Below are 25236 nucleotides of genomic sequence, written 5' to 3' on the forward strand. Positions count from 1 at the left end.
AACAAACCAAATCACACAGCGCCATGTACACATCTACTATGCCTGAACCCGTCGCATTAACCTACGACGACATTATTTTTCAGGCACGCAACCGAGCCTATGGAGCTTTCGACCTACGCAAACAGTACCGCCCAACGCTCAACCGTGCCCTGGGACTGGGCATCGCCCTGTTTTTAGGCACCTTGGCCGCTCCCACGCTGTATGCCCGCTTCTGGCCGCAGGCTCTGGTGAACCCTAACCAGTCCATGAACGAGGTGACGTTCACTGAACTGGCAGAGCCACCCGTTGAGCCGCCCATTGCCCTGCCGCCCACCGAAACGGCTCCGGCAGTCAATACGGTCAAAAACTTACCACTCGTCGTCATGCCCGAAGCCGATGTCATCGAAGAGGATTTACCACCCACAACGGATCAGTTAGAGAATGCCACGTCGGGTACAGAAACCGCTCAGGGTACGGGCGATATTGACATCATTGCGGCACCGGAGGCCAGCGCCCCGACCATAAAAGAGAAAGCGCTGGAGATGGAAACCAAACCCGAAGCACCCTTTGTAACAGTCGAGCAACAACCGGAATATCCTGGCGGGCTGGACGCCTTACGCACTTTTTTAGGCAAGAACCTCAACTACCCCAGGTCAGCGGCATCGGCGGGTGTGTCGGGCCGGGTGTATGTTAGTTTTGTTGTCAATACGGACGGTAGCCTGACGGATATACAAGTCCTGAAAGGCATCGGATTTGGCTGCGACGAGGAAGCCGTACGGGTCATGCAAAAAATGCCCCACTGGCGGCCCGGTAAACAGGCTGGCCGCGCGGTTCGGGTGAAGTACAACCTACCCATCTCGTTTACACTCGAGTAAATCACTTTATGCAAAAGCCGTACAGAATGCATCAAGGCGGTACACAAACATCGCAAAGTGGTATGCTCATCTTCCGGTCTTCTCCCCAACCAGCGCCCATCGTTTTCCTATATATACATTTTGGGTTACTTTTTCTAACCCAGATCACCTTAGCCCAACGGTCTGAAAAGTTTGATCCAAGTGTATATACTATTGTCGAAAAGCAACCTCAATTTCCGGGCGGTATGACGGCGCTGGACAAATACATGAAAACAAATGTCAATTATCCATCTGCGGCTGAACAAGCAGGCGTCAAAGGGAAGGTCTATGTTTCCTTCATCGTTGAACCTGATGGCAACCGTACCGATATTACTGTTTTAGAAGGTCTGGGGTATGGCTGCGATGAAGAAGCCATACGGGTTATCAGAACTATGCCGCTTTGGGAACCCGGTGGTCAGTCAGGCCATCCACTACGAGTCAAGTACAAATTACCTATACTATTCGGCGTCGACTATCCCAAACGGAAAGGGCATTAGTTATACCTTTGTGGCATGAATACGACTCTGCTTCAACACCTCGATTTAACCGACGAATCAGTTATTCCGTCCCCTTGCTTTATCCTTGAGGAGGCCAAACTTCGCCGTAACCTTCAGTTGATTGATTCGGTGCAGCAAGCGGCCGGAGTTACAATTATTCTGGCGCTGAAAGGTTTTTCCATGTACAATGCGTTTCCGTTGGTGCGTGAGTACCTGAGCGGTGCCACAGCCAGCTCACTCAACGAAATCAAGCTCGTCAACGAATACATGGGCGTGCAGGCACATACCTACATACCCGCTTATCAGGATGCTACGTTCGATGAAGTTGTTAGTCGAAGCAGCCACCTGACGTTCAATTCATGGACGCAGTGGGAGCGCTTCAAGGATCGGGTAGCAGGCAAACCCGTTTCCTGCGGAATTCGCGTCAATCCGCAGTATTCGGAAGTGGCGACGGACATGTATAATCCTTGCGTGCCCGGCTCCCGGCTGGGTGCCACCCGCGATCAACTGCCCGATCAGTTACCGGAGGGGTTGGAAGGTATCCATTTTCATACCCTTTGCGAAAACGATTCGTTTACGCTCGAACGCACCCTCGATGCCCTCGAAAGCCGGTTTGGTAATTTGCTGCACCAGGCCAAATGGGTCAACTTTGGCGGAGGCCATCTGATGACCCGCGAAGGCTATGATACCAATCACCTCATTAAGCTGTTGACGGCTTTCCGCCAGAAATACAATGTAGACGTCATTCTGGAACCCGGTTCGGCCATTGCCTGGCAAACGGGCGTACTGACGTCTACTGTACTCGACGTTTTTGATAGCCAGGGAATTTCGGTTGCGGTACTGGATACCTCCTTTGCGGCCCACATGCCTGACACGCTCGAAATGCCCTACAAGCCCCGCATTATCGGGTCCTATCATGAGCCGGTTGCGGGCAAACCCACCTATCGCCTGGGTGGCATGACCTGTCTGGCGGGTGACTTTATGGGCGATTATTCGTTCGATAAACCGCTGGCCGTGGGAGACAAAATCGTGTTCGACGATATGATTCACTACACCATGGTGAAAACGACCACCTTCAATGGCGTGAACTTACCCTCAATTGGGGTATGGAAGGAAAATGAGTCCTTTCAGCTACTCAAAACGTTCGGCTACGAAAGTTTCAAAGACCGGCTATAGCCTTAATAGGACACTTTTTTAGCGCACTTTAACAACAAAAAACCTGCATACGATATCGTGTGCAGGTTTTCATTAGACAGCTAAAGGTAACCACCTAAGGCAGTTACGAAAAAGTAAATCTACGATGTTTTCGGGAATCGACGCCCGATCGCTTACTTTTTTGAAAACTCCCGGTGGTAAGCCGCCGTGTATAATTCTTCTTCCGGCAGATTTTTAAAGTAGTCGTACGTGATCCGCAGACCTTCTTCGCGGGACACTTTTGGCTCCCAGTCCAGAATTGCTTTTGCCTTTGTTATATCGGGCTGGCGTTGTTTTGGATCATCAACGGGCAAATCCTTAAGCACGAGCTTCTGCTTGGTCCCGGTAAGTTTGATGATCTCTTCGCCAAACTCCTTGATGGTAATTTCCGATGGATTGCCAATATTGACCGGATACGCGTAATCGCTGAGCAACAGGCGGTAAATACCCTCTACCAGATCGTCGACATAGCAGAATGAACGAGTTTGGCTACCATCGCCGAAGACCGTCAGGTCTTCCCCCCGCAGGGCTTGCCCGATAAAAGCGGGCAATACCCGACCGTCGTTCAGGCGCATCCGTGGGCCGTAGGTGTTGAAAATACGAACGATGCGCGTTTCCAGACCATGATAGGTATGGTAAGCCATTGTGATTGCTTCCTGAAACCGTTTTGCTTCGTCGTAGACACCCCGTGGTCCAATTGGGTTTACGTTGCCCCAGTATTCTTCGGGTTGCGGGTGAACGTTCGGATCGCCGTATACCTCTGATGTAGACGCAATCAAGACACGAGCCCCTTTTACCCGCGCCAGGCCCAGGCAGTTATGAATACCCAGCGAACCCACTTTCAGCGTTTGAATCGGGATTTTCAGGTAATCGATCGGGCTGGCTGGAGAGGCAAAATGAAGAATGTAATCCAGTTCGCCCGGCACATGGATGTACTTGGATACATCGTGGTGATAGAACTCGAAATTTGGCAGATGGAACAGATGCTCGATATTACGGATGTCGCCCGTAATGAGGTTATCCATGGCCATTACGTGATAACCTTCTTTAATAAACCGGTCGCAAAGGTGCGACCCTAAAAATCCGGCTCCACCCGTAATCAGTACACGTTTCATATATTGCTTGGAAAAGGATTACACAGAAATACACAGAGTACACAGTCTGTCTATGCTGTGCAAATCTCTGTGTATTTTGTCTTTATGCGTAAAAAAAGTTAGACTTTCTGTTCAACGGGTGCCAAAACAGCTTCGCGTCCAATACTGTAATAGGTGTAATTCACTTCGCGCATCTGCTCGAGTTCGTATACGTTACGACCGTCGAAAATTACTTTGTTTTTCAGCAGCAGATTCATTTTGTCGAAATCCGGCGTGCGGAATAAGGGCCATTCGGTAACGATAACCAGCGCATCGGCATCATCAAGGGCAGCATATTGTGTGTGTGCATACGTAACGGAGTTACCAATCACGTTCCGAACGTTTTCCATCGCTTCGGGATCATAAACCGTCACTTTGGCACCTGCATCGAGCAGCGCCTGGATGTTATCCAGGGCTGGGGCTTCGCGGATATCGTCGGTATACGGTTTGAAAGCCAATCCCCAGACAGCAATCGTTTTACCCGTCAGATCGCCACCGAAGTGGTTCATGATCAACGGCATCAATTTGGTTTTCTGTTCGTAATTCACCTCCATAACCGATTTCAGTACTTTGAAATCGTAATCGAAATCCTTGGCCGTTTTGGCTAGTGCCTGCACATCTTTCGGGAAGCAGCTACCGCCATACCCAATACCGGCAAACAGGAAGCGCTTGCCAATCCGGCTGTCTGTACCGATACCCCGGCGAATGTCATCGACATTGGCACCAGCCCGCTCACACAGGTTGGCAATCTCGTTCATGAAGGTGATTTTCGTGGCCAGGAATGCGTTAGCGGCATATTTGGTCATTTCGGCCGACCGCTCGTCCATGAAAATAACGGGATTTCCCTGGCGAACCAAGGGGGCGTAAAGTTTATTCATGACCGCTTTGGCCCGGTCTGATTTCGTACCGATAACTACCCGGTCGGGCTTCATAAAATCTTCAACAGCAACCCCTTCCCGCAGGAATTCAGGATTTGATACAACGTCGAAATCTACTTTAGCATTGTCGGCAATATGGGCGTGCACTTTTTCGGCTGTGCCAACAGGAACCGTGCTTTTATCAACAATTACAGCGTATTGGCTAAGAATTGGCCCTAAATCGCTGGCTACTTTCAGGATGTATTTCAAATCGGCCGAACCATCTTCGCCCGGAGGAGTTGGTAAGGCCAGGAAAATAACCTCAGCCCCTTTAATGCCTTCTTCCAGATCCGTGGTGAAGGATAACCGACCTTCTTCTACGTTCCGGTGAAACAACGTTTCAAGACCCGGTTCGTATATGGGAACGATACCGTTGTTAAGCTTTTCGACTTTACGTACGTCGATGTCAACGCACGTCACCTGGTTACCTGTTTCCGCGAAACATGTCCCGGTAACAAGTCCTACATATCCTGTTCCAACAACTGCTAATTTCATATCTATTTATTGATAAAATTTCCCGTTACCCTAATTACAGACTCGTCCAATTAAGCAATGTCACAAAAATAGGAGTTTTTCAATAAGCACCCTCATTTACGATGCAATAGTGACTTATCGGTCTAGCCCGCTACTTATACGGACTTTTACCTATTTCTGCAGCTAATGCACAGACCCTATGATACCGTTATTGATATTAACCGTCTATCTAGTTTCAAATATATAAAAATCATAAACATAAATCTTAGGTAACGGTAAATAATCCCGTTGATTGGCAAAGGAATTCAAACAAAAAAAAAGATTGAACTTATCCTGGAAAATGTTTAAATTACTCACTGGCCATTGGATTAAGAGGCTTCACTTTATGACAAACGAAATTGTAGAAAATCAAGAATTAATTGCCCAATCAGTCCGTGATCTTGGCGAACGGCTTATTCGACCGAATATACGGCATTGGGATGATACTCAGCACTTTCCATCCGAATTATTTCAGCAGCTTGGTGAACAGGGCCTGATGGGTATGCTGGTCCCTGTCGAGTATGGGGGCGCTGGCTTGGGGTATCATGAGTATGTAGCCGCGATTGTCGAACTTTCGCGTATCGATGGCTCCATCGGCCTCTCCATGGCCGCTCACAATTCCCTTTGCACCAACCATATTTTATTATTCGGCGACGAAGATCAGAAACAAACGTACTTACCCCGCCTGGCTACCGGCGAATGGCTGGGTGCCTGGGGCCTGACGGAGCCCAATACGGGTTCGGATGCGGGTAATATGCGAACGACAGCCGTACGCGATAGCCAGGGCAACTGGGTTCTAAATGGGGCGAAAAACTTTATCACTCATGGCAAAAGCGGCAACGTGGCGGTTGTTATCGCCCGAACCGGTGAACCAAATACGCCCCATAACGCAACAGCCTTTATTGTTGAGCGTGATACGCCTGGTTTTTCGGGCGGTCGCAAAGAAGATAAATTAGGGATGCGAGCCTCAGAGACCGCAGAGATGCTCTTTGACGATTGTCGAATTTCGGATAGCCAACGGCTGGGTGCCGTGGGTGACGGGTTTGTGCAGTCGCTAAAAGTACTTGATGGAGGCCGAATCTCGATTGCTGCTCTTAGCCTTGGCATTGCGCAGGGCGCTTATGATGCCGCTCTGGCCTACGCCAAAGAGCGTGAACAATTTGGCCAACCCATTGCTTCGTTCCAGGGAATAAGCTTTAAACTGGCCGATATGGCTACCGATCTTGAAGCGGCCCGGCTATTGACCTATCAGGCAGCCGCCTTGAAAGATGCCGGGAAGCCCGTGACAAAAGAATCAGCGATGGCGAAATTGTTTGCTTCGGAAACGGCCGTGCGAGTGGCCAATGAAGCGGTGCAGATTTTTGGTGGCTATGGCTACACGAAAGATTTCCCTGTTGAGAAATTCTACCGCGATGCGAAACTCTGCACGATTGGGGAGGGTACCAGCGAAATTCAGAAACTTGTCATTTCGAGGCAGATACTGAAATAGTCAGAAGCGGGATTTATTTGCTTACGCCAATTTTTCAAAAATCAGTGTAAGCAAATAAATCCCGCTTCAGATAATTATACTGTACGACGCGAACCTTTGATGAGGGCTGCGATGCCAAGAATGATGACAGCGCCAACGAACGCCGTCAGGATTTGATCGACTATCCCACCATCACGGCCAAAAATCCAGCCGCCGACAAATCCGCCAGCGATACCGAGTAAAATTTCGGCGAATAGAGAAAACGAAAACCGTTTGAAAACAAGGTCAGCCAGCCAGCCAGCTACTGCACCTACCAGAATGGATACTAAGATTCCCATGACGTTTGAGTGTTGAGTAAAAATTATGTTGTAGAAACAGGTACATAACTCAACAGAACAACGTATTGTTTAAGCCGCCAGGCCGATTACGGCCAGCATACGTCCGGTTTGGCCCTGCTCCGCCCGATACGAAAAATAAGTGTCATTATGAATGATGGTCGAGAAGATCGAAACTTCGATCTGTCTCTCAGGAATACCAGCCGTTACCAGCAAGTGTGCGTTAGCCGCTTTCAGATCGACAAAGCTTTTATCGCTGTCGGCATCCGCCCGTTTGAAAGCTGTGTCAAACTGCTCAGCGACTTCCGGCCCAACTTCGAAAGCACATGCATCAATACAAGTACCCACATAGGCGTAACACTGCCCGGCATTTGTACCAAACTGTTGCTGCATTTGAATCAGCGTTTTTGTGACAATACCACCCACCGTACCACGCCAGCCCGCATGAATGGCCGCAACTGCCTTATGTTCCGGGTCATAGATCAGGATGGGCACACAATCGGCAACGGTGACACCAATCAGTAAACCAGGTTTGTTGGTGATGAGTGCATCGTAGCCCGTATAACGATCAGCCTCCAAAGCATACAAAACTTCGGTGCCATGAACCTGGTGCGAGGAAGCGAAGGCATGGGTACTGGCGCCAATAGCGCTAAAAAATCGACGGCGATTCTCGTCAACATTCGCGACCTCATCGGCGGTGTTAATGCCCAGATTAAGCGACGTAAACGGCGCTGGACTAACACCCCCATGCCGGGTGCTTTCGGCAGCAACGACTTCGGAGAAACCGGAAAAGATTACCGGTGAAGTGTACAAGAACGTGTGCGTCGTTTGGTCAGTCATAAGGTAGTTCATCAAAGGAATTGAGTCGTGCAGACGACTAATTCGTAACTGGTCAAAAGTACTGGCAAGTCCTGTTTTATCCAAAAAGCAGCGCTGGCAGCAGTGGGGCCGATTGTCTGAAAATCTATTTCGCTCCTACTGGAAAATTAACCTATGAATTTTCTTTATTACAAACATTAAAGTAGGTGTTCTATGATCTTTGTGTAGAGAATACACAGCAAATAGTATCAATATAGTACGGAATCATATCAATTCTGATTAGTTTTATCGACATAAAGTTTACATTTAACCGTATGGTACGTCTGCTCCTGCTTTTTTTAGTACTGATTTCATCAGAGCAGGGCTTTCCGCAGGTGCATCCTGCTAATGGAGAACAGAGCCGGCCCATTATCAATCAATTTGACCATTTATCCGTCAAAGACGGGCTGTCCAACAATTCAGTCAATTGCATTCTTCAGGATCGTGAAGGATTTATCTGGCTCGGTACCAGCGAGGGGTTAAACAAGTATGATGGCTATACATTCACGATCCTGCAACATGACCCAGATCACCCCACGCAAAGCTTTCAGAATAACAATATAACCGGCCTTTGCGAAGATCACTCAGGACAGTTATGGGTGGTAACCGAAGGGGGTGGCCTGCATGAAGTCAACAAAAAAACGGGTCTCGTTACGCCCCATTTCATTCAGGCCGCCGAGGCCCACAAGTGGAATAAGCAGCTCTCCATTTATGAAGACAAAGGCGGAGTAATCTGGATAAGCACCTTTGCCGGTTTGGCCCGCTATCAACCAGCACGGCATCAATTCATACTTTACCCTTCACCCCAACCCGGCGTGCCCATTAAAACGGTCTTTGAGGATCACCAACATCGCTTTTGGGTGGCCACGAACCGGGGGCTGTATCTCTTCGACCGGCAAACAGGCCGATTCACACTCCTGCCCGTTGCAGGGCTAACGGGCAATCAGCCTGCGTTCATTTCATTCCATCTGGATGCCAACGACATGCTTTGGCTCGGTACGGCAGGCCATAGTCTTTTTCGGCTCGATTTACGCCGTCAACCCTGGCAATTGATCCCGTATAATCCAAGGGGCCTGATTAATCCGTTTGTGTACATGAATTCACTCCATCGCGATGCCAAAGGAATTCTGTGGATAGGCACAACGAATGGTCTGCAAGGTATCAATACACAGACTGACCAGGTTTTCACCTACCGTCCTCAGCCCAATGCCTCCAAAGGGATCAGCAGCATTAACGCCCAGGCTGTTTACCATGATCGAACGGGTATGCTCTGGATAGGTACGGACAATGGCATTGACCGGCAAGCTATCAGCATAAAACCCTTTCAGACCTATCAGGTCATCCCCAATAAGGGTACGGCAAATTTGCCCGAAAATAAGGTCGTTGCCCTGTTGAAGGATAGTTATGACCAACTCTGGGTTAGCAATCTGCACGTTGTTTACCGAACCAGGACTGGTAAGGACCAGTTCGAACCCATACCTTCGGCAGCGCTGGGGTCTGTGGGCCAGCATGAGAATTTTGTGTGTGCCTTATTACCGAACAAGTCAGAGGGCATCTGGCTGGGCACCACCGATGGCCTGTACCAATTCGAGCAGGCAACAGGTCATTTTCACGGATACCCATCTGAAGTACCTGCCCAGTTTCTGGATCGCTCGCCCTCCGGCGATTTGTGGCTGGGCGGAGAGGGCGGCATTGCCTCATTCAGCCCCATTACGCACCACTATACCTATTATAAAACGGGTCCCAACGCCCTGCCCGACAAGTATGTGCATGGCGTAATGGCAAGTCGAACGGGCGATGTATGGATCTTGATAGAACGACAGGGAATCTGCCGTCTTCATCCGCAAACGGGGCACTTCACGCGTTACACAGCAGGCTCCGGAGGCCAGTTGAGCAGTAACGATGTGCAGTCCATTTACGAAGACGCCAATGGCGTTATATGGGTTGGCACGCATCAGGGAGGCCTTAATCGTTTTGATCCGCGAACGGGGATTTTCTCCGTCATTTCGCACCAGGATGGCCTACCGGGAAACAATGTGCTGGGGATCACGGGGGATCGTTTCGGGCACCTATGGTTAAGCACCGATCAGGGACTGTGTCGGTTTGACCCAACTACCCGGGCAATTCGAAATTATGAGCTGAACAATGAGCTGCCAAGCAATGATTTTGTCCGAAACGCGACCTTTCGGCAGCCTGATCAACTCTATTTTGGTAGCCTGAACGGGGCCGTTTCTTTTAAACCAGACAGGATTCGCGATGACAAACGGCCCTTTTCTATTTACATCACTCAGATTAATGTACTGGATCAGCCGAGACCGCCAATGGACAGCGTACTTACGCTGAACCATGATGAAAACTTTCTATCGTTCAGATTCGCAGCCCTTTCGTATAATCAACCACAGCAAAACCGGTATGCCTACCAGCTCGTTGGCGTTGAAAAAAACTGGGTTCAGAACGGGAACAGCCATTTTGCCAACTATACCAACCTGTCGCCGGGTCATTATACATTCCGTGTCAAAGCGGCCAACAGCGATGGCATCTGGACGACCAAAGTTGCCTCTATACAACTCCTTATTTACCCGCCCTGGTGGGCTACCTGGTGGGCCTACAGTCTGTATGCCTTACTGGTGGGGGGAGCCATCTGGGTCTATTTCCGCTTCTATACAAACCGGATCAGGCAGCAGCAGGAACTGGAACTCAATCGGCGCAAAGCCGAGCAACTTAAGTCGGTCGACGAGTTGAAGACCCGCTTGTTCTCCAACATCACCCACGAATTCCGAACCCCTTTATCCTTGATTATTTCGCCCGTAGAGAAGCTGCTACAGGATGGGCGTCTGGATGCATCGACCCGGCAGATTCTGGCTTTGGTACAGCGCAACGCCGATCAGTTGCTACGGCTGATCAACCAGTTGCTGGACCTCTCGAAGCTGGAAGCACACCACATGAATGTATCGCTGATGCGGGGTGAAGTAACGGAATTTGTCAACCATCTTGTCGAGTCGTTCCGGCAGGGAGCCCAGGAAAAAAACATCCGGCTCACCTGTTCAACCTCGGCTATCTTACCGAAAGAACTCTTATTTGATGCCGATAAATGGGAGAAAATACTGACAAACTTACTGTCGAACGCCCTGAAGTTTACGCCGGAAGGCGGGCAGGTGACTGTTTCACTCGACGCAGGTTCATCGACCGATACACCGTCTGGCACCAGCCTACAGCTTCGCATTACCGACTCGGGTATTGGTATTCCCCCCGAAAATCTGCCGCATATTTTTGACCGCTTCTATCAGGTCGATGATTCGCGTACCCGCTCCTACGAAGGTACCGGCATTGGTCTGGCGCTGGTGAAGGAATTGATCGAGTTACTAGGGGGAACTATTACCGTAGAAAGTCAGCTCAATGTGGGCACTACCTTCCTGTTAACCTTGCCTGCTTTATCTATACATGAGAAGGCTGATGCACCGTATGTGACTTTATACACTAAAAAACCCTTGTTCATCGATTCGAGACCTGTTCCTGAGCCAACTTCCATTGACGAACCATCGCTCAACGATACACCAAAATCGCTGATTCTTATTGTCGAAGACAATACCGAATTACGCGAGTTTTTGTCTGCCGAACTGGCCGTTTCTTATCAGGTTATGAGTGCCCCAAATGGAGCAATAGGCTGGCAGCTGGCACAAGCGGAATTGCCGGACATCGTACTTTCGGATTTGATGATGCCTCAAATGGATGGCTACGAGCTGACGCATCGCATCAAAAACCAGCCTGACACCGACCATATTGCCGTCATTTTATTAACGGCCAAAGCCGCTCACCAAAGCCGTATGGAAGGTTTGCAAAAAGGGGCCGACGATTACTTAGCCAAGCCTTTTCATTTAGACGAGCTGCATATCCGACTCCATAATCTGATTACCCGCCAGCAGAAGCTACGCGATCAATACCATCGTCAACTTACCCAGCCAGATGCCCAGGTTCCGCTGGAGTTAACGCAGGATCCGTTTCTGCAGCAGATTTACACACTACTGGATAAACACCTCGACGATTCAGCGATCAGTGTAGACTGGCTGGCCGATCAGGTGGCCATGAGCCGTAAAACACTCTATCGAAAGATTCACAGCCTGATTCAGTTGGCACCTAATGAACTGATTCGACAATACCGGCTCCGAAAAGCAGCTGACCTATTGCGGGCAGGTCATAGTGCAGCCGAAACAGCCTACCTGGTCGGTTTCAAAACCCCATCGCATTTCTCGATTCTTTTCAAAGATTTTTACCACATGACACCTACCGAATTCATTTCCCACAGCCTAAAAAACAGTGAATAAGCCCTTTCAAGGCGTATGGCCGTCTGATTGTCCCAAATCTGATAGCATTTGTCCCAAATCTGAAAGTGAATTCCTGTGTCTCTATCGACATTTGATCCGTTGTAATTTCTATCCACACCTTTCCCTTTGCTGATGTATGCTGGGTGTAAAACCTGGTTTAATCCGCATCTTTTTACTGCTTTATCTACCGACACGGGCCACTATGGGATATATCCATACTGGCCCGTCCTGCTTTTACTTTGGTAAATAGGTAACGCAGACAGCTTGTCCGCTGGGGTTATTGCGGCAAGATGTCCGCGTTACATTTCCGTCAGCGATTACGAATCGCTACCCTGCTACCAAACAGCCAGCGATTCCTTTCTATCACAAAAGCCTCCCTTGCCTAAACAGGGGAGGCTTTTTAGAGTTAAGACTTTGGCTGTGAGCCACGCCAACGCGTCTGAATCCAGATGCGGCTCATAACCAAAGCTATACCTACACACAGCTACACCCGTTTGGCCGTTTAGTCCAGCGTTGGCGATTTCTTTTTTAGTGTATATTCAAGAAATTTTTGACTTGTGCTGTGTGACGCCCTAACGTATTCGATTTTCATTTATGCTCCCAACGCAATCAATTAATCTGCTTACTTCTTGGCTCGACGCGGGTTCGAATGGCCAGTTCTGGGAAACACTGTCGCAAACCGTATTGCCATCTTACGTCAATACATGCCGGTGGTTCGCCGGAAAAGCCAGGCAACAAACGGGCTTTTCGGTAAAAACGGTACACACGCTCCCCCTATCCGATGGCGATGTTGCCTATTTGCTGATTCTGGAAGCTCGCTACACGGACGGTATTCCTGAAAATTACCTGTTACCCATTTCATTTCTGGCCGACAATGCAGCGAACAGGCTACCCTTTCAGCTAAATAATGTTCCTGAAAAAGGGCGTATTGGTGATGTCACAATAGCCAAACAAACGGGTCTGCTGATCGATGCCATCTACGATGAACGATTTCGGGAAGCTTTATTTTCCGCTATTTACCAGAGTCGTACGTTACCGCAGCCCGACGGCACCCTGACGTTTCACCGCGGAAACGGGCTGGAAGAGGGCGATGAACAACTCTCCTCACGCGTGCTGCCCGTCGATTCGAGTAACTCGGCCATGACGTTCGGCGATAAATATTTTCTTAAGCTCTACAGAAAGCTCTTTCAGGAAACCAACCCCGAAGTCGATATGGTCGCCTTCCTGACGGATGAGAGTCAGTTCGACCACATTCCGGCTTTTGGCGGAAGCATTATCTGGCAGGGCGATCACCGACCCGATATTACCCTGGGAATGGTGCAGCGAATGGTGCCCAACGACAAGGACTCGTGGATGCAAACCGGCGATTACCTGAACGATTTTTTATACGCCGTACCGCAACGCCTGTTTGCTATCCGGGAAGATGTGTTCGATAAGGTTGAACTGCTGGGACGCCGAACGGGCGAAATGCACTGCGCCTTATATAAACCCTCCCGGCCTGACGCGCCTACCGATCCGGCTTTTGCACCGGAACCTTTTACAGATGACTATCGTGAGTTTCTCATCAAGCGTTTCGAAGACTTACTTGACCGTCGATATGCCCTGCTCATCGACAATTATACAAAGCTCGATATACAGGCGCAACGACTGGCCTGGGTGTTTATGGAAGCCAAGGAGATGATCGACACGTTTATCGACGACTTCCGTACGCGCCCCATCGAGTCGCTTCGGGTCCGTATTCATGGCGATTACCACCTTGGGCAAGTGTTGGCGACTGAAAATGATTTTGTCATTATTGATTTCGAGGGGGAGCCAGAAAGCAGTATTACCGAACGAAAGATAAAGCACTCGCCCCTTAAAGACGTGGCGGGTATGATTCGGTCGTATCACTATGCCGTTTCGGCCAAGCTGTTCAACTCGACAGAAACCGACGCGCTGGACCCCGACCATCTGCAACGCGTATCAGATCGCTGGTTTTACCTGATCCGGGATACGTTCCTGAATGCCTATCTCGATGTTTTTGGCACCCCGCACCCCTTGTTCAAAAATAATAGCGAAATCAACTTTCTGCTCCTGATCTACCTGCTCGAAAAAGCAGTTTATGAACTAGGCTACGAAATAAGTTACCGACCGTCGTGGGTGAAAATCCCCCTCAAAGGCATCATTGATGTAATTCGTGAAATTGAAAAAATCCGCCTGAGCGACGGCAACACCGTTCCTCATGTGGCCATGCTGCAAACGAATTTGCTGCAAACCAAATAAAAAACGGTCAGGTGCCCAGGCCGTCAGGTTACATTTTTTTAAACAACTACGGCTATTCAATCACCAAATTGACCGGACGTTTTTGTAGGTAAGGGTAAGTTTTTTTCTAACTTTCCGCTTCTGATTACGTTCAACAACGTATCTATTAGTTCCAACAAATGGCAAAACGCAAAACTTCTACACCTTCGGCCGAAACCGAACGAACGGTGCAACCTACACTACCCGAACAACCTGCAAGCACACCCGCCACGGCAGGCGAAGCTTCTCAGAACGACGGTCTTTATTCCCGCTTCTCCGACTTCGACATTCACCTGTTCCGTAGTGGAAAACATCAGCGGCTTTACGAGAAATTTGGCGCTCATGTCGTTGAACATAACGGGGTTATCGGCACCTATTTTGCCGTGTGGGCACCTTCGGCCAAATACGTTGCTGTCATCGGCAACTTTAATGGCTGGAACAAAGGAAGCCAGCCCATGAATGTCCGCTGGGATTCGTCGGGTATCTGGGAAGTGTTTGTTCCGAACATTGGTCGGGGTGAGACCTACAAATATTTTATTGTCAGTGAAAACGGTCGCGAATTGGAGAAAGGCGATCCGTATGCCCATTGGTGGGAAGTACCCCCCAAAACGGCCTCCGTCATTTGGGATACCTATCATGAATGGCAGGATCAGGACTGGATGAGCAACCGAAAAGAGAAAAACGCGCTCGATGCGCCTATTTCTGTCTACGAAATGCACCTCTCCTCCTGGCGCCGGGACCCTAGCAACCCAGACCGGGAACTGACCTATGGCGAAATTGCCGACGCACTGGTACCGTATTTACAGGATCTGGGCTTTACGCACGTTGAGTTCATGCCCGTAATGCAGTACCCGTATGCGCCATCGTGGGGGTATCAGATCACAGGCTATTTTGCCCCCAGCAGTCGTTTTGGCACACCCCAGGAGTTCATGAAACTCATTGAGCGATTGCACCAGGCGGGCATCGGCGTATTCCTGGACTGGGTTCCCTCCCACTTCCCGGGCGATGCACACGGCCTGTATGAGTTCGATGGATCGCATCTTTATGAATATCCGGACCCGCGTAAAGGGTATCATCCGGACTGGAAAAGCTACATCTTCAACTACAGTCGGCCAGAGGTTCGCTCATTTTTGATGAGCAATGCCATGTTCTGGCTCGACCGTTGCCATGTTGATGGGCTACGCGTCGATGCAGTGGCGTCGATGCTTTATCTGGATTATTCCCGTAAAGCAGGCGAATGGGAGCCCAACATGTTTGGTGGGCGCGAAAACCTGGAAGTTATTTCGCTCATCAAGGAAATCAACGAAGCGATTTATAAAGACTTCCCGGATACGCAGACAATCGCGGAAGAATCGACTGCTTTTCCGGGCGTATCCCGCCCTGTTTATACAGGTGGGCTTGGCTTTGGAATGAAATGGATGATGGGATGGATGAATGACACCCTTCGTTACTTCGAGCGCGATCCGGCCTTCCGTAAATTTCATCAGGACGAACTCACTTTCAGCACGGTGTATGCCTACACAGAAAACTTCATGCTGCCTCTCTCGCACGATGAAGTGGTTTATGGTAAACACTCGCTGGTCGAAAAAATGCCCGGCGACGAGTGGCAGCGATTTGCCAATTTACGGCTCCTGTTTTCCTATATGTTCACCCACTCTGGCACGAAGCTGATTTTTATGGGTGGCGAATTCGGGCAAACATCGGAGTGGAAATTCGATACCAGCCTCGACTGGCACCTGCTCCAGTACGCTCCCCACAAAGGGGCGCTGGCCTGTATGAAGGCGTTGAACTCGCTCTACAAAACAGAACCGGCTATGCATGAGCTCAATTTCTCGCCGGATGGTTTTGAATGGGTCGATACTTCTGACCGGGAAAACAGCGTTATCAGCTACCTGCGAAAAGGACACCGTCCCGAAGATAATTTATTGATTGTGCTTAACATGACACCCATTCCACGCACCCATTACCGGATTGGTGTACCGTCGGCGGGTTCATACAAAGAGATTTTTAACAGCGATGCGACTGAGTTTTACGGTAGTGGCGTCGTGAATGCGTCACCGATCTCTAGCGAAGCTGAATTGTGGCACGGTCGCCCGCAGTCGATCAATGTGAACATACCGCCCCTGGGCGCTGTGGTGCTGAAAATGAGTTAACTTAGTAGAGTACGGGCCATGGGTTGACGAGATGCGGTAGGGAAACCAATGGCGTCTTCTCAACCCATTGCCCGTATTCCATTTAAGCGTGTACCTATCGGCTCCTTTTCATTAACTATCTTTGCCCCAGCAACAGCCTTACTGTATTGATGAAGCAATTAATTTGTATACTTTTATTGAGCGTCTTTCCCCTTTTCACATTCGCCCAATCGCCGGTATCAGCCCGTCTCAGCAGTGGTTACGATCTGGGGATGGCCTATTCGAAGCGCAATTACAACCCGTCCATTACTTACTATCAGCTGATCAATATTGGTGAAAAGAAACGCTTTTCGCTTGGCTGGACAGCCCGTTTAGGTGCTTTTTACGGCGATAATATAAATTACTACACGGCACCGGCCCGCCTGACACGCGGCAAAACCGGCTTCAATGCTTTATCAGGTCCTGTTCTGGTTAATAATATAGACACCGTCCGATACGACTATATGTCCATGACCACCCTGAATGTGGGCATTCGGGCGCAGGTTAATCTGGGAAGAGTAGAGATAGGCGTCAGCGCCGATCTGTTGGGACTTTCGTTCGGCAAATCACGCATGGGCCGCTACCAGTCGTCGGATGGCCAGTTTCGGGTAAAATCATCGACAGGAGCGGATTCCACTACGGCCTATTTCAGAGGAGCAAACACGTTTCAGAAAGCTCGACCCAGCATTGCCAATGTGCGTCTGCTGGGCGATAATGACATCGGCACGTTATCGACAGAGATATACGCCCGGATTCGCATCAGCCAGCGAATTGGTGTCAAAGTAGGCTATCAATGGCTCACGACCGAAACGACCGTAGCCAACCGCGACATTGTGGCGGACAACAATCGTTTCCGCAACCGCGCAAACATGGCTTATGTGGCCGTGACAATACCCGTCTTTTATTAATCTGCTTTGCGAGAGCTGTGCGGCACAGCCCCAAGGGTGAATTATGAAACAAGTCTAGGCAAAGTACAACTCACTACCCCAACGTGAGTTAGCACTATTCCTAGACTTGTTGTATAACTACGATTATGTAAAGGAACAAAAGACAGAAGTGCTTTCACAGTGTTCAACTATAAAATATTTGAATAATAAAATATGAAAGCTCAATCTCTAGTACTCATTTTATTGACCATCGTTTTACCCAGCTTTGCTCAAAAAGTTTTAACCTGGGAGCCCAAAGAAAAAAATCCGGCAAATATGCCTGTTGATGAGCAGGGGGAAGTACGATTTCGTGAAGTCGTTTCCTTGCATAACGTCGCGCCAGCTACTGTAATAAAACGAGCTTACACTTGGGCCACCAATAACTACCCATCAGCTAGCAATGTCATTCAGCAAACTAAGAATAAGCTTGTTATTCATGGATCAAAGAAGATAAAAGTAGATGCACTCATTGGTCATCAACTCGTTTTAGAGGCAAAACGGGGTCAATACCAAGTTACAGTAGATAGTCTTCATTACATCTTTGACATGATATCTCCGAAAGTTACTCGTACCATGCCCATTCACACATACGGAGCTTCGGCCGATGACTTTTACGAGTTTTATAAATTTTTAGGTAGCCAAAGCGACGCCCGAAAAGCGGATGGAACGAACTCAAAAAAGATGGCTACCACTTATGCTAATCAGCAGGAGCTAGCTTTGATAGAAATCAAGCAGATGATTGATGGACTTTTGGTCAGCCTCAAAAAATCCATTAAAAATGAGGGGGAGCAATAGTATACGGGCTGTTATATAAGTGGCGTGGCTGTTGCAAAAGCCTTTAAAGTGGTCAACGAGCTTGTTTAGGTGGCCATTTTCAGGCAATTAAAAGGCTAAACGCTACAGTCTACGAAGCCATATCAAGCAGCTTCCCGCTTTTGCAACAGCCACTGGCATTATGTTAACCTACAAGGAAAGTTAAACATAATTGCAGTTTTGTTTAACAGATAGTTTGCTTATTCCATTACGGATCTGGTAAGCAATGAGGATTTATTCAGGCTACCGGGCAATACGATTCTGCATAGAAACCCAGATCGCAGAGATAGCTCTACAACGCCTGTCCGCCATTGACAGCCAGCACGTGTCCATTGACAAACGAGGCTTCGTCGGAGGCCAGGAATAAGTAGGCATTGGCAATGTCTTCTGGTTTGCCAATGCGCCGTACCGGAATGGTTACCACGGCTTGGTTACGAACCTCATCGGGCATCGCATCCGTCATGGCAGTTTGTATGAATCCTGGTGCTACCGCATTCGCCGTAATGCCTTTGGGCCCAAGTTCTTTCGACCAGGACCGTACCATACCGATGATACCCGCTTTGGCAGCCGCATAATTAGTCTGGCCAAAAGCACCATGCACACCGTTGATGGATGAGGTGCAAATTATGCGTCCGTATTTTTGCTCGACCATATAGGGAGCAATGATTTTCGTACAGGTAAATACACCCGTCAGGTTCACATCGATAACCTGCTGCCACTCATCAAATGACATTTTCAGCAGCGTTTTATCCCGCGTGATGCCTGCATTGTTGATCAGGATATCGATTCGTCCATACTGGTCATATACGGCCCTGGCCGCTGCCTCGATTCCAGCTACATCGGTTGTACTGACGTGCCTAAAATCACAGCGAAAACCCTGATCCCGAAGCGTTTGGGCAGTTGTTTCACCCTCGGCCAGCACATCCCAGATAACAACGGTAGCACCCTCCCGGCAAAATAGGTCGGCGGTAGCCTGTCCAATACCCCGGGCCGCGCCGGTAATGATCGCGACTTTATCCTGTAGTCTCATAACTCAGTGTCAAAATAATAGTTAACCTTAGGAAATAAATAACGCACGAATTCAGCCTACTTATCAACATTGTCTGACTGACCAACCCAGGCCCTGCATCAGACAAACCTCTGTATATGAAACAATTCTTTTCTATTTTGTTGCTCAGTCTGCTGGCTTTCCCTGCCCTGTGTCAACCGTTATCTCAAAAATTAGCCGCGAACCGCGACCGCCGAATCATTTTAGAAGCGCTAAAACGACAAACCGATGACTGGAATGCCGGCCGCATTGATAGATTTATGACCAGCTACTGGGATTCTGACTCGCTCACGTTTGTGAGTAAAGTGGGTATTACATACGGGTATCAGCCCACACTGGCAAACTACAAAAAGCGCTACCCTGACCGGGCATCGATGGGTAGCCTCAAATTTGATATTTTACAACTGGATTTACTAACGCCAACCCTTGCCTACGTTATTGGTCGATTTCAGCTCACACGCCCGGAAATTGGGAATAGCGAAGGACATTTTACCTTACTCTGGCGCAAGATTAAAAATCGGTGGGTCATCATCAGCGACCATTCCAGTTAGGCTGGCAGAAGACAACCGGTTGACGTTCACTCGTTCACGCGCTCGCTAACCAACTGCGTGGGTTCCTTCGCAGATATGCGTTCGCGGAGCTGGGTAACGGGTTTTTCGAAGAACTTGAACAACAGGGTCGACAATACCAGAACGAGCGCCCAGAATAGACCGACCTTACACCAGCCAACAGCAAGAGACGTGGTTGGTATCCGCTCAATGAAGGTCACCATAATGGGTGTCAGGTTAAGCAGGTACATTGAATAAGAAATCAAACTAATGTGCGTAATGGTCCGGGCAAGCCCGAATCGCGCCCACAAGCCCGTAGCCGTGCGCCACCCGTCCATGTAGGGCATCAACAGCGCCATGCTCAAGCCGATCGCCGGGAAATAGAAGGTGCGTTTGTAAAACGTGTAAGCGTGAAAAAGCCCGAAATCGCCATAGTACTTAATAATAAATATGGACGAGGTAAAAGCGGCTGTTAATGTAAGGGCCAGACCAATCCATAAAAACCGCCGACGCAAGGCATGGTCCCGCCACTGCACGGGAAAATAGTTCTTTACGTAGGCGGCCAAAACCCCATATGAAATGGCATCCAGCCGGGTAATCACAATACCCCGATACCCTAGTTCTCCTTCAGTGATTGGAATCTGAAGCGCCGTGATGAAACGGTACAGGTTGGTTCCGATAATGATAAATAATATCGTTGCCAGCACGATCCGCTGCCGCGACCAACGAGCCGAAAAAAGGCTATGGACTACCCATAGTACCAGTGGCAATGTTATGTACGACCATTCTTCAATGGCCAGACTCCAGGTCTCGGGAAAGAAATCAGGAATATAATGCGCGAAATTTTGCAGAAAAAAGAAGTAGCTGATCAGGGTGCCTTTGTCGGGCAATTTATTCTGGAGACCACTTCGTAAGGCCTGGAGTAAGGCAAAGGCAATCAATCCACCTAAAACCAGGTAATAGTTGGGCAACGTACGAAACCACCGGCGCGTCCAGAAATTCATCAGCAACTGTCGGTCAAACGTTGCTTTTTTCTCATACGACCGAATGAGAATTCCTCCGATCAGGAAGCCACTCAGGACAAAAAACAACTCCACACCATCGGGCAGAAGGTGATGCCAGAAGGCTCCGCTATAGTATTCTTTCAGCGCAACGGTTGCATGCGCATCCACTACAATCAGAATAGCAGCCGCCCGCATAATGTCTAAGCCAAATACGCGCTTTGCTGTCGCCGTATCGAGTTCAACTAGTTTTCTCAGCATAATTACCACGAAGGTACAGTTGAATAATAAATTATGAATTCAGAATGATGAATGATTTAGTGGTGCGTTACGAACTTTACCGACTTTTGCATCGCTTATCATTCTTAATTTATCATTCACCTTTCGATATGATTCCTGATTTTGGCCTTGATGCCGTCCATCGTTACTCGTTTCGTTTCTCACAGGCTGATGTAGCCGACTTTGCCCGGGTTACCGGCGATAATAATCCGCTTCACCTCGACGCTGATTTTGCCGCGCAAACACCCTTTAAGCGACCCATTATACACGGTATGCTGGGCGCCAGCGTGTTTACGAAAGTACTCGGCACCGAGTTTCCGGGCTATGGGTCGGTCTATCTGGGTCAGACACTGGAGTTTTTACGACCCATGTTTGTGGATACTGATTATGAGGCCACGTTTACCGTACAGTCGATTGATTCGGCGAAGCACACGGCTCAGATTCTGGGTGAAATTCGGGATAAACAAACCGGCAAGGTGACGACCAAAGGCATTGCCACGCTTATGCACCGGGAAAAAATTCTATAAACCCGTTAGACGTTTCTGCAGAATCGTCCAACAAGCAAACTAAAAACGCCCTCGTCTGACACAGACGAGGGCGTTTTACTTACTGGTCAGAGCGACCGTTTACTTACGCAGCACCGTTCTTGGCGTTCTGAACTTCAGAACGGATTTCCTGTGCTAACGTCTTCAAATCTTGCATTCCTTTGCGAACGCGAGTTCCGGCAGCCTGGTTATTTTTTTCGTAGAATTTCTCGAAATCACCTTCAAGCGACATAACCAAATTCTTTACTTCATCGAAGCGTGCCATAGCGATGTGTATGGGTTTAAGTGTGTAAAAATGCCCAAATTCCGCTAAAAACGCGGTTTTAGATCGAAATTTAGTCATTCTCTCATACAGCGCAATAGGCAAGACAAAAAAATAGCCAAAAAATGCAACTTTTTTACGAAAACCCTACTCACTGGCTGCTTCCGCAGATACTTCAATGGTTTCTGAAGCAATTTCGTTCGTATTTTGGCGATAATATCCCTTTTCCAGATTATCGGCTACTTTCGAGAATGCTTCGAGCGTATACTGCACATCAGCGAGCGTATGAGCAGCCGTTGGAATGATCCGCAGCATCACGATTTCTTTGGGAACAACCGGGTAAACGACAATGGAACAGAAGATGCCATGGTTCTCGCGCAGGTCACGAATCAGGCCCGTCACTTCCGGTATTCCGCCTTTTACATTCTGCAACAGAACCGGCGTTACCGGCGATTGCGTGTCCCCAATGTCGAAGCCCCGCTCGCGTAAACCGTTCTGAAGGGCGTAAACATTTTCCCACAGTTTATCCCGGAATTCCGACGAGTTGCGAATCATGTCCAGGCGCTTCAACCCACCCACCACATACGGCATTGGTAAGGCTTTGGCGTAGGTCTGCGACCGCATGTTGTACTTCAGGTACATAATGATGTCATGGTCGGCAGCAATGAAGGCACCAATAGCCGCCATCGACTTGGCAAAGGTAGAGAAATAGAGATCGATACCATCCTGGCAACCGAGCATTTCACCAACACCCGCGCCGGTTGCACCCATCGTACCGAAGCCGTGCGCATCGTCGACTAACAACCGGAATTCGTATTTTTCTTTTAGCGCAACAATTTTATCCAGGCTACCAACTTTACCTGACATGCCAAATACGCCTTCCGTAATCACCAGGATACTTCCTCCTTTTTCGGCGGCTTTTTTGGTTGCCCGCTGGAGGTTTTTTTCCAGGCTGGCCATGTCATTGTGGTTAAACTTATAGTACTCGCCCATTTTGGCCTTGTGCAGCCGAATACCGTCAATTAGGCAGGCGTGGCACTCCGCATCATAAACGATTACATCGCGGTGGTCGACAACGGCTTCGATAGCCGACATAACGCCCTGGTAACCATAGTTTAACAGAAACGAGTCTTCCTTACCAACAAACTCGGCCAGTTCTTTTTCGAATTGCTCATGCAGATCACTGTTTCCCGACATCATCCGGGCGCCCATTGGATAGGCCAGCCCCCACTGCGCCGACGCTTCGGCATCCGCCTTCCGGATCTCAGGATGGTTGCCTAACCCCAGGTAGTTGTTCAGGCTCCAGTTCAGCACTTCCTTGCCCCGAAAACGCATGTGTGGGCCAAGTTCGCCCTCAAGCTTAGGAAACGCGAAGTAATGGTGGCCATTGAACTCCCGTGCCGGCGAACCAATGGGGCCTAAGTTGTTACGTAGTTTCTCAAATAAATCCACTTATTGCTATTGTTTATCAGGGCAAACCCTTACTTTATTACAGAGTAAGTGCAAAAATACGGTTAACTTTCGGTAGCACAAATTCGAGCCCGTAAAATTCAATTTGATAATCGTTTTGTGACAAATGTGTATTATTGATTTGTCGTACAACAGCGTATCAAGCCATTTTCCCTCAAGCTACATTGAATTTGCTAATTCTTAGCCGCTTGACGGTTCAAAACCTTGCCACCGCCTACACCGCTTCGGTGGCTCTGTCCGTTAGATAACCCTATGCCAACGATTAAAAAACTTCTTATTGCGAACCGGGGCGAAATCGCTTTACGGATTATGCGAACAGCCCGGGAAATGGGCATCCAGACAGTAGCTATCTATTCCGAAGCCGACCGGACTGCTCTTCACGTTCGCTACGCAGATGAATCGGTTTGCGTTGGTCCCGCTCCTTCGTCTGAATCCTACCTGCGGGCCGATGTCATTATTGACGTTTGCAAACGACTGAACGTTGATGCCATTCATCCTGGTTATGGCTTTTTGTCAGAGAATGCTAACTTTTCCCGCGCCGTGCGCGAAGCGGGGCTACTTTTTGTTGGTCCATCGCCCGAAAGTATTGAGGTCATGGGCAGCAAACTAGCCGCCAAAGCAGCTGTAGCCAACTACAATATCCCAATGGTTCCGGGGACACCATCGGCGATTACCAACCGCACCGAAGCGAAAGCGATATCAGCAACAATTGGCTATCCGATTTTAATAAAAGCGAGTGCGGGCGGTGGCGGCAAAGGAATGCGGGTCGTAGAAAATGAAGCGGATTTCGATGAGCAGATGGATCGAGCCGTTAGCGAAGCTATATCGGCCTTTGGTGATGGATCGGTATTTATTGAGAAGTACGTTACATCTCCCCGACACGTTGAAATTCAGGTACTCGGCGACCAGCATGGAAATATCATTCATCTATTTGAGCGTGAGTGTTCCATACAGCGCCGACACCAGAAAGTAGTTGAAGAGGCTCCCTCGTCTATCCTGACGCCCGAAATCCGGGAGGCAATGGGCCGGGCAGCTGTCGATGTAGCGCGCGCCTGTGGGTATTACGGCGCTGGAACGGTTGAGTTTATCGTCAACGATAATCTCGACTTTTACTTTCTCGAAATGAATACGCGCCTACAGGTAGAGCACCCCGTTACGGAGCAGATTACGGGTGTAGACCTGGTGCGGCAAATGATTTACATTGCCGAAGGCAAACCCCTGGCCATTAAGCAGGAGGACTTAACGATAAAGGGCCATGCCATGGAAGTTCGGGTTTATGCCGAAGACCCGGCGAACAATTTTCTGCCCGATGTGGGCACCCTCGATACGTACGTCCGGCCACAAGGGAATGGTGTGCGCGTAGACGATGGTTTCGAGCAAGGGATGGCCATTCCAATTTATTACGACCCGATGATCGCTAAACTTATCACGTATGGCGACACGCGGGAAGAAGCTATTCAGAAAATGATTCGGGCGATTGACGAATACCAGATTTCGGGCGTACAGACAACGTTGCCCTTCTGTCGGTTTGTGATGGAGCACGACGCTTTCCGGTCGGGTCAATTCGACACGGGCTTTGTGAGCAAGTATTTTACGCCCGACAGCCTCACTCCTCCGCCCAATACCACCGAAGAGCAGTTGGCGGTTGTGTTGTCAGCCTGGTTGATGGAAAATAGTAAGCCTAAGAGCGCTGGGCAAGTATCAACAAGTACAGTAACCGCAGCGACCAGGCCAAGCAAGTGGAAAGCGAATCGATTGCGGTGAGACGTCCTGCCGATCAGCTA

The 25236-nt window shown here is 49.1% G+C and carries 20 protein-coding genes; 12 read left to right on the forward strand and 8 right to left on the reverse strand.

The genetic code is table 11. From position 1 onward, the window contains the following. Positions 1–38: 38 nt before the first annotated feature. From ACYVAM_RS09475 to nspC, 3 genes are read left to right on the forward strand one after another with little or no spacing between them, the layout of a single operon-like run. Complete coding sequence (locus tag ACYVAM_RS09475; RefSeq protein ID WP_461066246.1) at positions 39–854, forward strand: energy transducer TonB; 816 nt, start codon at positions 39–41, stop codon at positions 852–854. 8 nt (positions 855–862) lie between these two features. After that, the gene (locus ACYVAM_RS09480) at positions 863–1369 is read left to right on the forward strand and encodes an energy transducer TonB (protein ID WP_461066248.1); all 507 of its coding nucleotides are present in this window, start codon (positions 863–865) and stop codon (positions 1367–1369) included. Positions 1370–1384: 15 nt separating this feature from the next. Then, complete coding sequence (gene nspC, locus ACYVAM_RS09485; protein WP_461066249.1) at positions 1385–2545, forward strand: carboxynorspermidine decarboxylase; 1161 nt, start codon at positions 1385–1387, stop codon at positions 2543–2545. A gap of 152 nt (positions 2546–2697) precedes the next feature. Here the strand turns inward: nspC and ACYVAM_RS09490 are convergent, their stop codons facing one another. Together ACYVAM_RS09490 and ACYVAM_RS09495 are read right to left on the reverse strand one after the other, a co-directional pair. Beyond that, positions 2698–3678 carry a UDP-glucuronic acid decarboxylase family protein gene (locus ACYVAM_RS09490; protein WP_046576069.1) on the reverse strand — a complete coding sequence of 327 codons (981 nt, stop codon included), beginning with the start codon at positions 3676–3678 and terminating at the stop codon, positions 2698–2700. A 98-nt stretch (positions 3679–3776) separates the two neighbouring features. Further along, the gene (locus ACYVAM_RS09495) at positions 3777–5108 is read right to left on the reverse strand and encodes a UDP-glucose dehydrogenase family protein (protein ID WP_461066251.1); all 1332 of its coding nucleotides are present in this window, start codon (positions 5106–5108) and stop codon (positions 3777–3779) included. A gap of 364 nt (positions 5109–5472) precedes the next feature. On the opposite strand from ACYVAM_RS09495, the gene ACYVAM_RS09500 reads away from it, so the two are divergent. Continuing rightward, entirely contained in the window at positions 5473–6615 is a 1143-nt protein-coding gene (locus ACYVAM_RS09500; protein ID WP_461066253.1) for an acyl-CoA dehydrogenase family protein, read from the forward strand. 74 nt (positions 6616–6689) lie between these two features. On the opposite strand, the gene ACYVAM_RS09505 is transcribed toward ACYVAM_RS09500, so the two are convergent. Both ACYVAM_RS09505 and pgeF read right to left on the reverse strand, forming a co-directional pair. Beyond that, a complete protein-coding gene (locus tag ACYVAM_RS09505; RefSeq protein WP_012928057.1) occupies positions 6690–6932 on the reverse strand; it encodes a GlsB/YeaQ/YmgE family stress response membrane protein in 243 nt (80 codons plus the stop codon). Positions 6933–7001: 69 nt separating this feature from the next. Continuing rightward, positions 7002–7769 (reverse strand): peptidoglycan editing factor PgeF, encoded by a 768-nt coding sequence (pgeF, locus tag ACYVAM_RS09510; RefSeq protein WP_461066256.1) that lies wholly within the window; start codon positions 7767–7769, stop codon positions 7002–7004. 293 nt (positions 7770–8062) lie between these two features. Between pgeF and ACYVAM_RS09515 the strand changes: the two genes are divergently transcribed. From ACYVAM_RS09515 to ACYVAM_RS09535, 5 genes are all read left to right on the forward strand, one after another. Then, entirely contained in the window at positions 8063–12109 is a 4047-nt protein-coding gene (locus ACYVAM_RS09515; protein ID WP_461066258.1) for a hybrid sensor histidine kinase/response regulator transcription factor, read from the forward strand. Between the two features lie 594 nt (positions 12110–12703). Further along, positions 12704–14371: a putative maltokinase gene (locus tag ACYVAM_RS09520; RefSeq protein ID WP_461066260.1), complete on the forward strand. Its 1668-nt coding sequence runs from the start codon at positions 12704–12706 to the stop codon at positions 14369–14371. Between the two features lie 158 nt (positions 14372–14529). Then, complete coding sequence (glgB, locus tag ACYVAM_RS09525) at positions 14530–16542, forward strand: 1,4-alpha-glucan branching protein GlgB (protein WP_461066262.1); 2013 nt, start codon at positions 14530–14532, stop codon at positions 16540–16542. A gap of 149 nt (positions 16543–16691) precedes the next feature. Next, positions 16692–17468, forward strand: a complete 777-nt coding sequence (locus ACYVAM_RS09530; RefSeq protein WP_461066264.1) for a hypothetical protein — start codon at positions 16692–16694, stop codon at positions 17466–17468. Positions 17469–17660: 192 nt separating this feature from the next. Beyond that, positions 17661–18281, forward strand: coding sequence for a hypothetical protein (locus ACYVAM_RS09535; RefSeq protein WP_461066266.1), 621 nt, complete (start codon positions 17661–17663; stop codon positions 18279–18281). Positions 18282–18591: 310 nt separating this feature from the next. On the opposite strand, the gene fabG is transcribed toward ACYVAM_RS09535, so the two are convergent. Then, positions 18592–19329, reverse strand: a complete 738-nt coding sequence (fabG, locus tag ACYVAM_RS09540) for a 3-oxoacyl-ACP reductase FabG (RefSeq protein ID WP_461066268.1) — start codon at positions 19327–19329, stop codon at positions 18592–18594. Positions 19330–19445: 116 nt separating this feature from the next. Here fabG and ACYVAM_RS09545 point away from each other — a divergent pair, with 116 nt between their 5' ends. Then, positions 19446–19898 carry a YybH family protein gene (locus tag ACYVAM_RS09545; RefSeq protein ID WP_461066270.1) on the forward strand — a complete coding sequence of 151 codons (453 nt, stop codon included), beginning with the start codon at positions 19446–19448 and terminating at the stop codon, positions 19896–19898. Between the two features lie 26 nt (positions 19899–19924). Here the strand turns inward: ACYVAM_RS09545 and ACYVAM_RS09550 are convergent, their stop codons facing one another. Then, positions 19925–21157: an acyltransferase family protein gene (locus ACYVAM_RS09550; protein ID WP_461066272.1), complete on the reverse strand. Its 1233-nt coding sequence runs from the start codon at positions 21155–21157 to the stop codon at positions 19925–19927. Between the two features lie 128 nt (positions 21158–21285). On the opposite strand from ACYVAM_RS09550, the gene ACYVAM_RS09555 reads away from it, so the two are divergent. Further along, positions 21286–21702 (forward strand): MaoC family dehydratase, encoded by a 417-nt coding sequence (locus ACYVAM_RS09555; RefSeq protein ID WP_461066274.1) that lies wholly within the window; start codon positions 21286–21288, stop codon positions 21700–21702. Positions 21703–21805: 103 nt separating this feature from the next. Here ACYVAM_RS09555 and ACYVAM_RS09560 read toward each other — a convergent pair whose 3' ends face one another. Next, complete coding sequence (locus tag ACYVAM_RS09560) at positions 21806–21985, reverse strand: histone H1 (RefSeq protein WP_461066276.1); 180 nt, start codon at positions 21983–21985, stop codon at positions 21806–21808. 144 nt (positions 21986–22129) lie between these two features. Beyond that, a complete protein-coding gene (locus ACYVAM_RS09565) occupies positions 22130–23434 on the reverse strand; it encodes an aminotransferase class I/II-fold pyridoxal phosphate-dependent enzyme (protein ID WP_461066278.1) in 1305 nt (434 codons plus the stop codon). A gap of 270 nt (positions 23435–23704) precedes the next feature. Here ACYVAM_RS09565 and accC point away from each other — a divergent pair, with 270 nt between their 5' ends. Further along, entirely contained in the window at positions 23705–25216 is a 1512-nt protein-coding gene (gene accC / locus ACYVAM_RS09570; protein ID WP_461066280.1) for an acetyl-CoA carboxylase biotin carboxylase subunit, read from the forward strand. The last annotated feature ends 20 nt before the right edge of the window (positions 25217–25236 follow it).

The organism is Spirosoma horti (assembly GCF_054776595.1).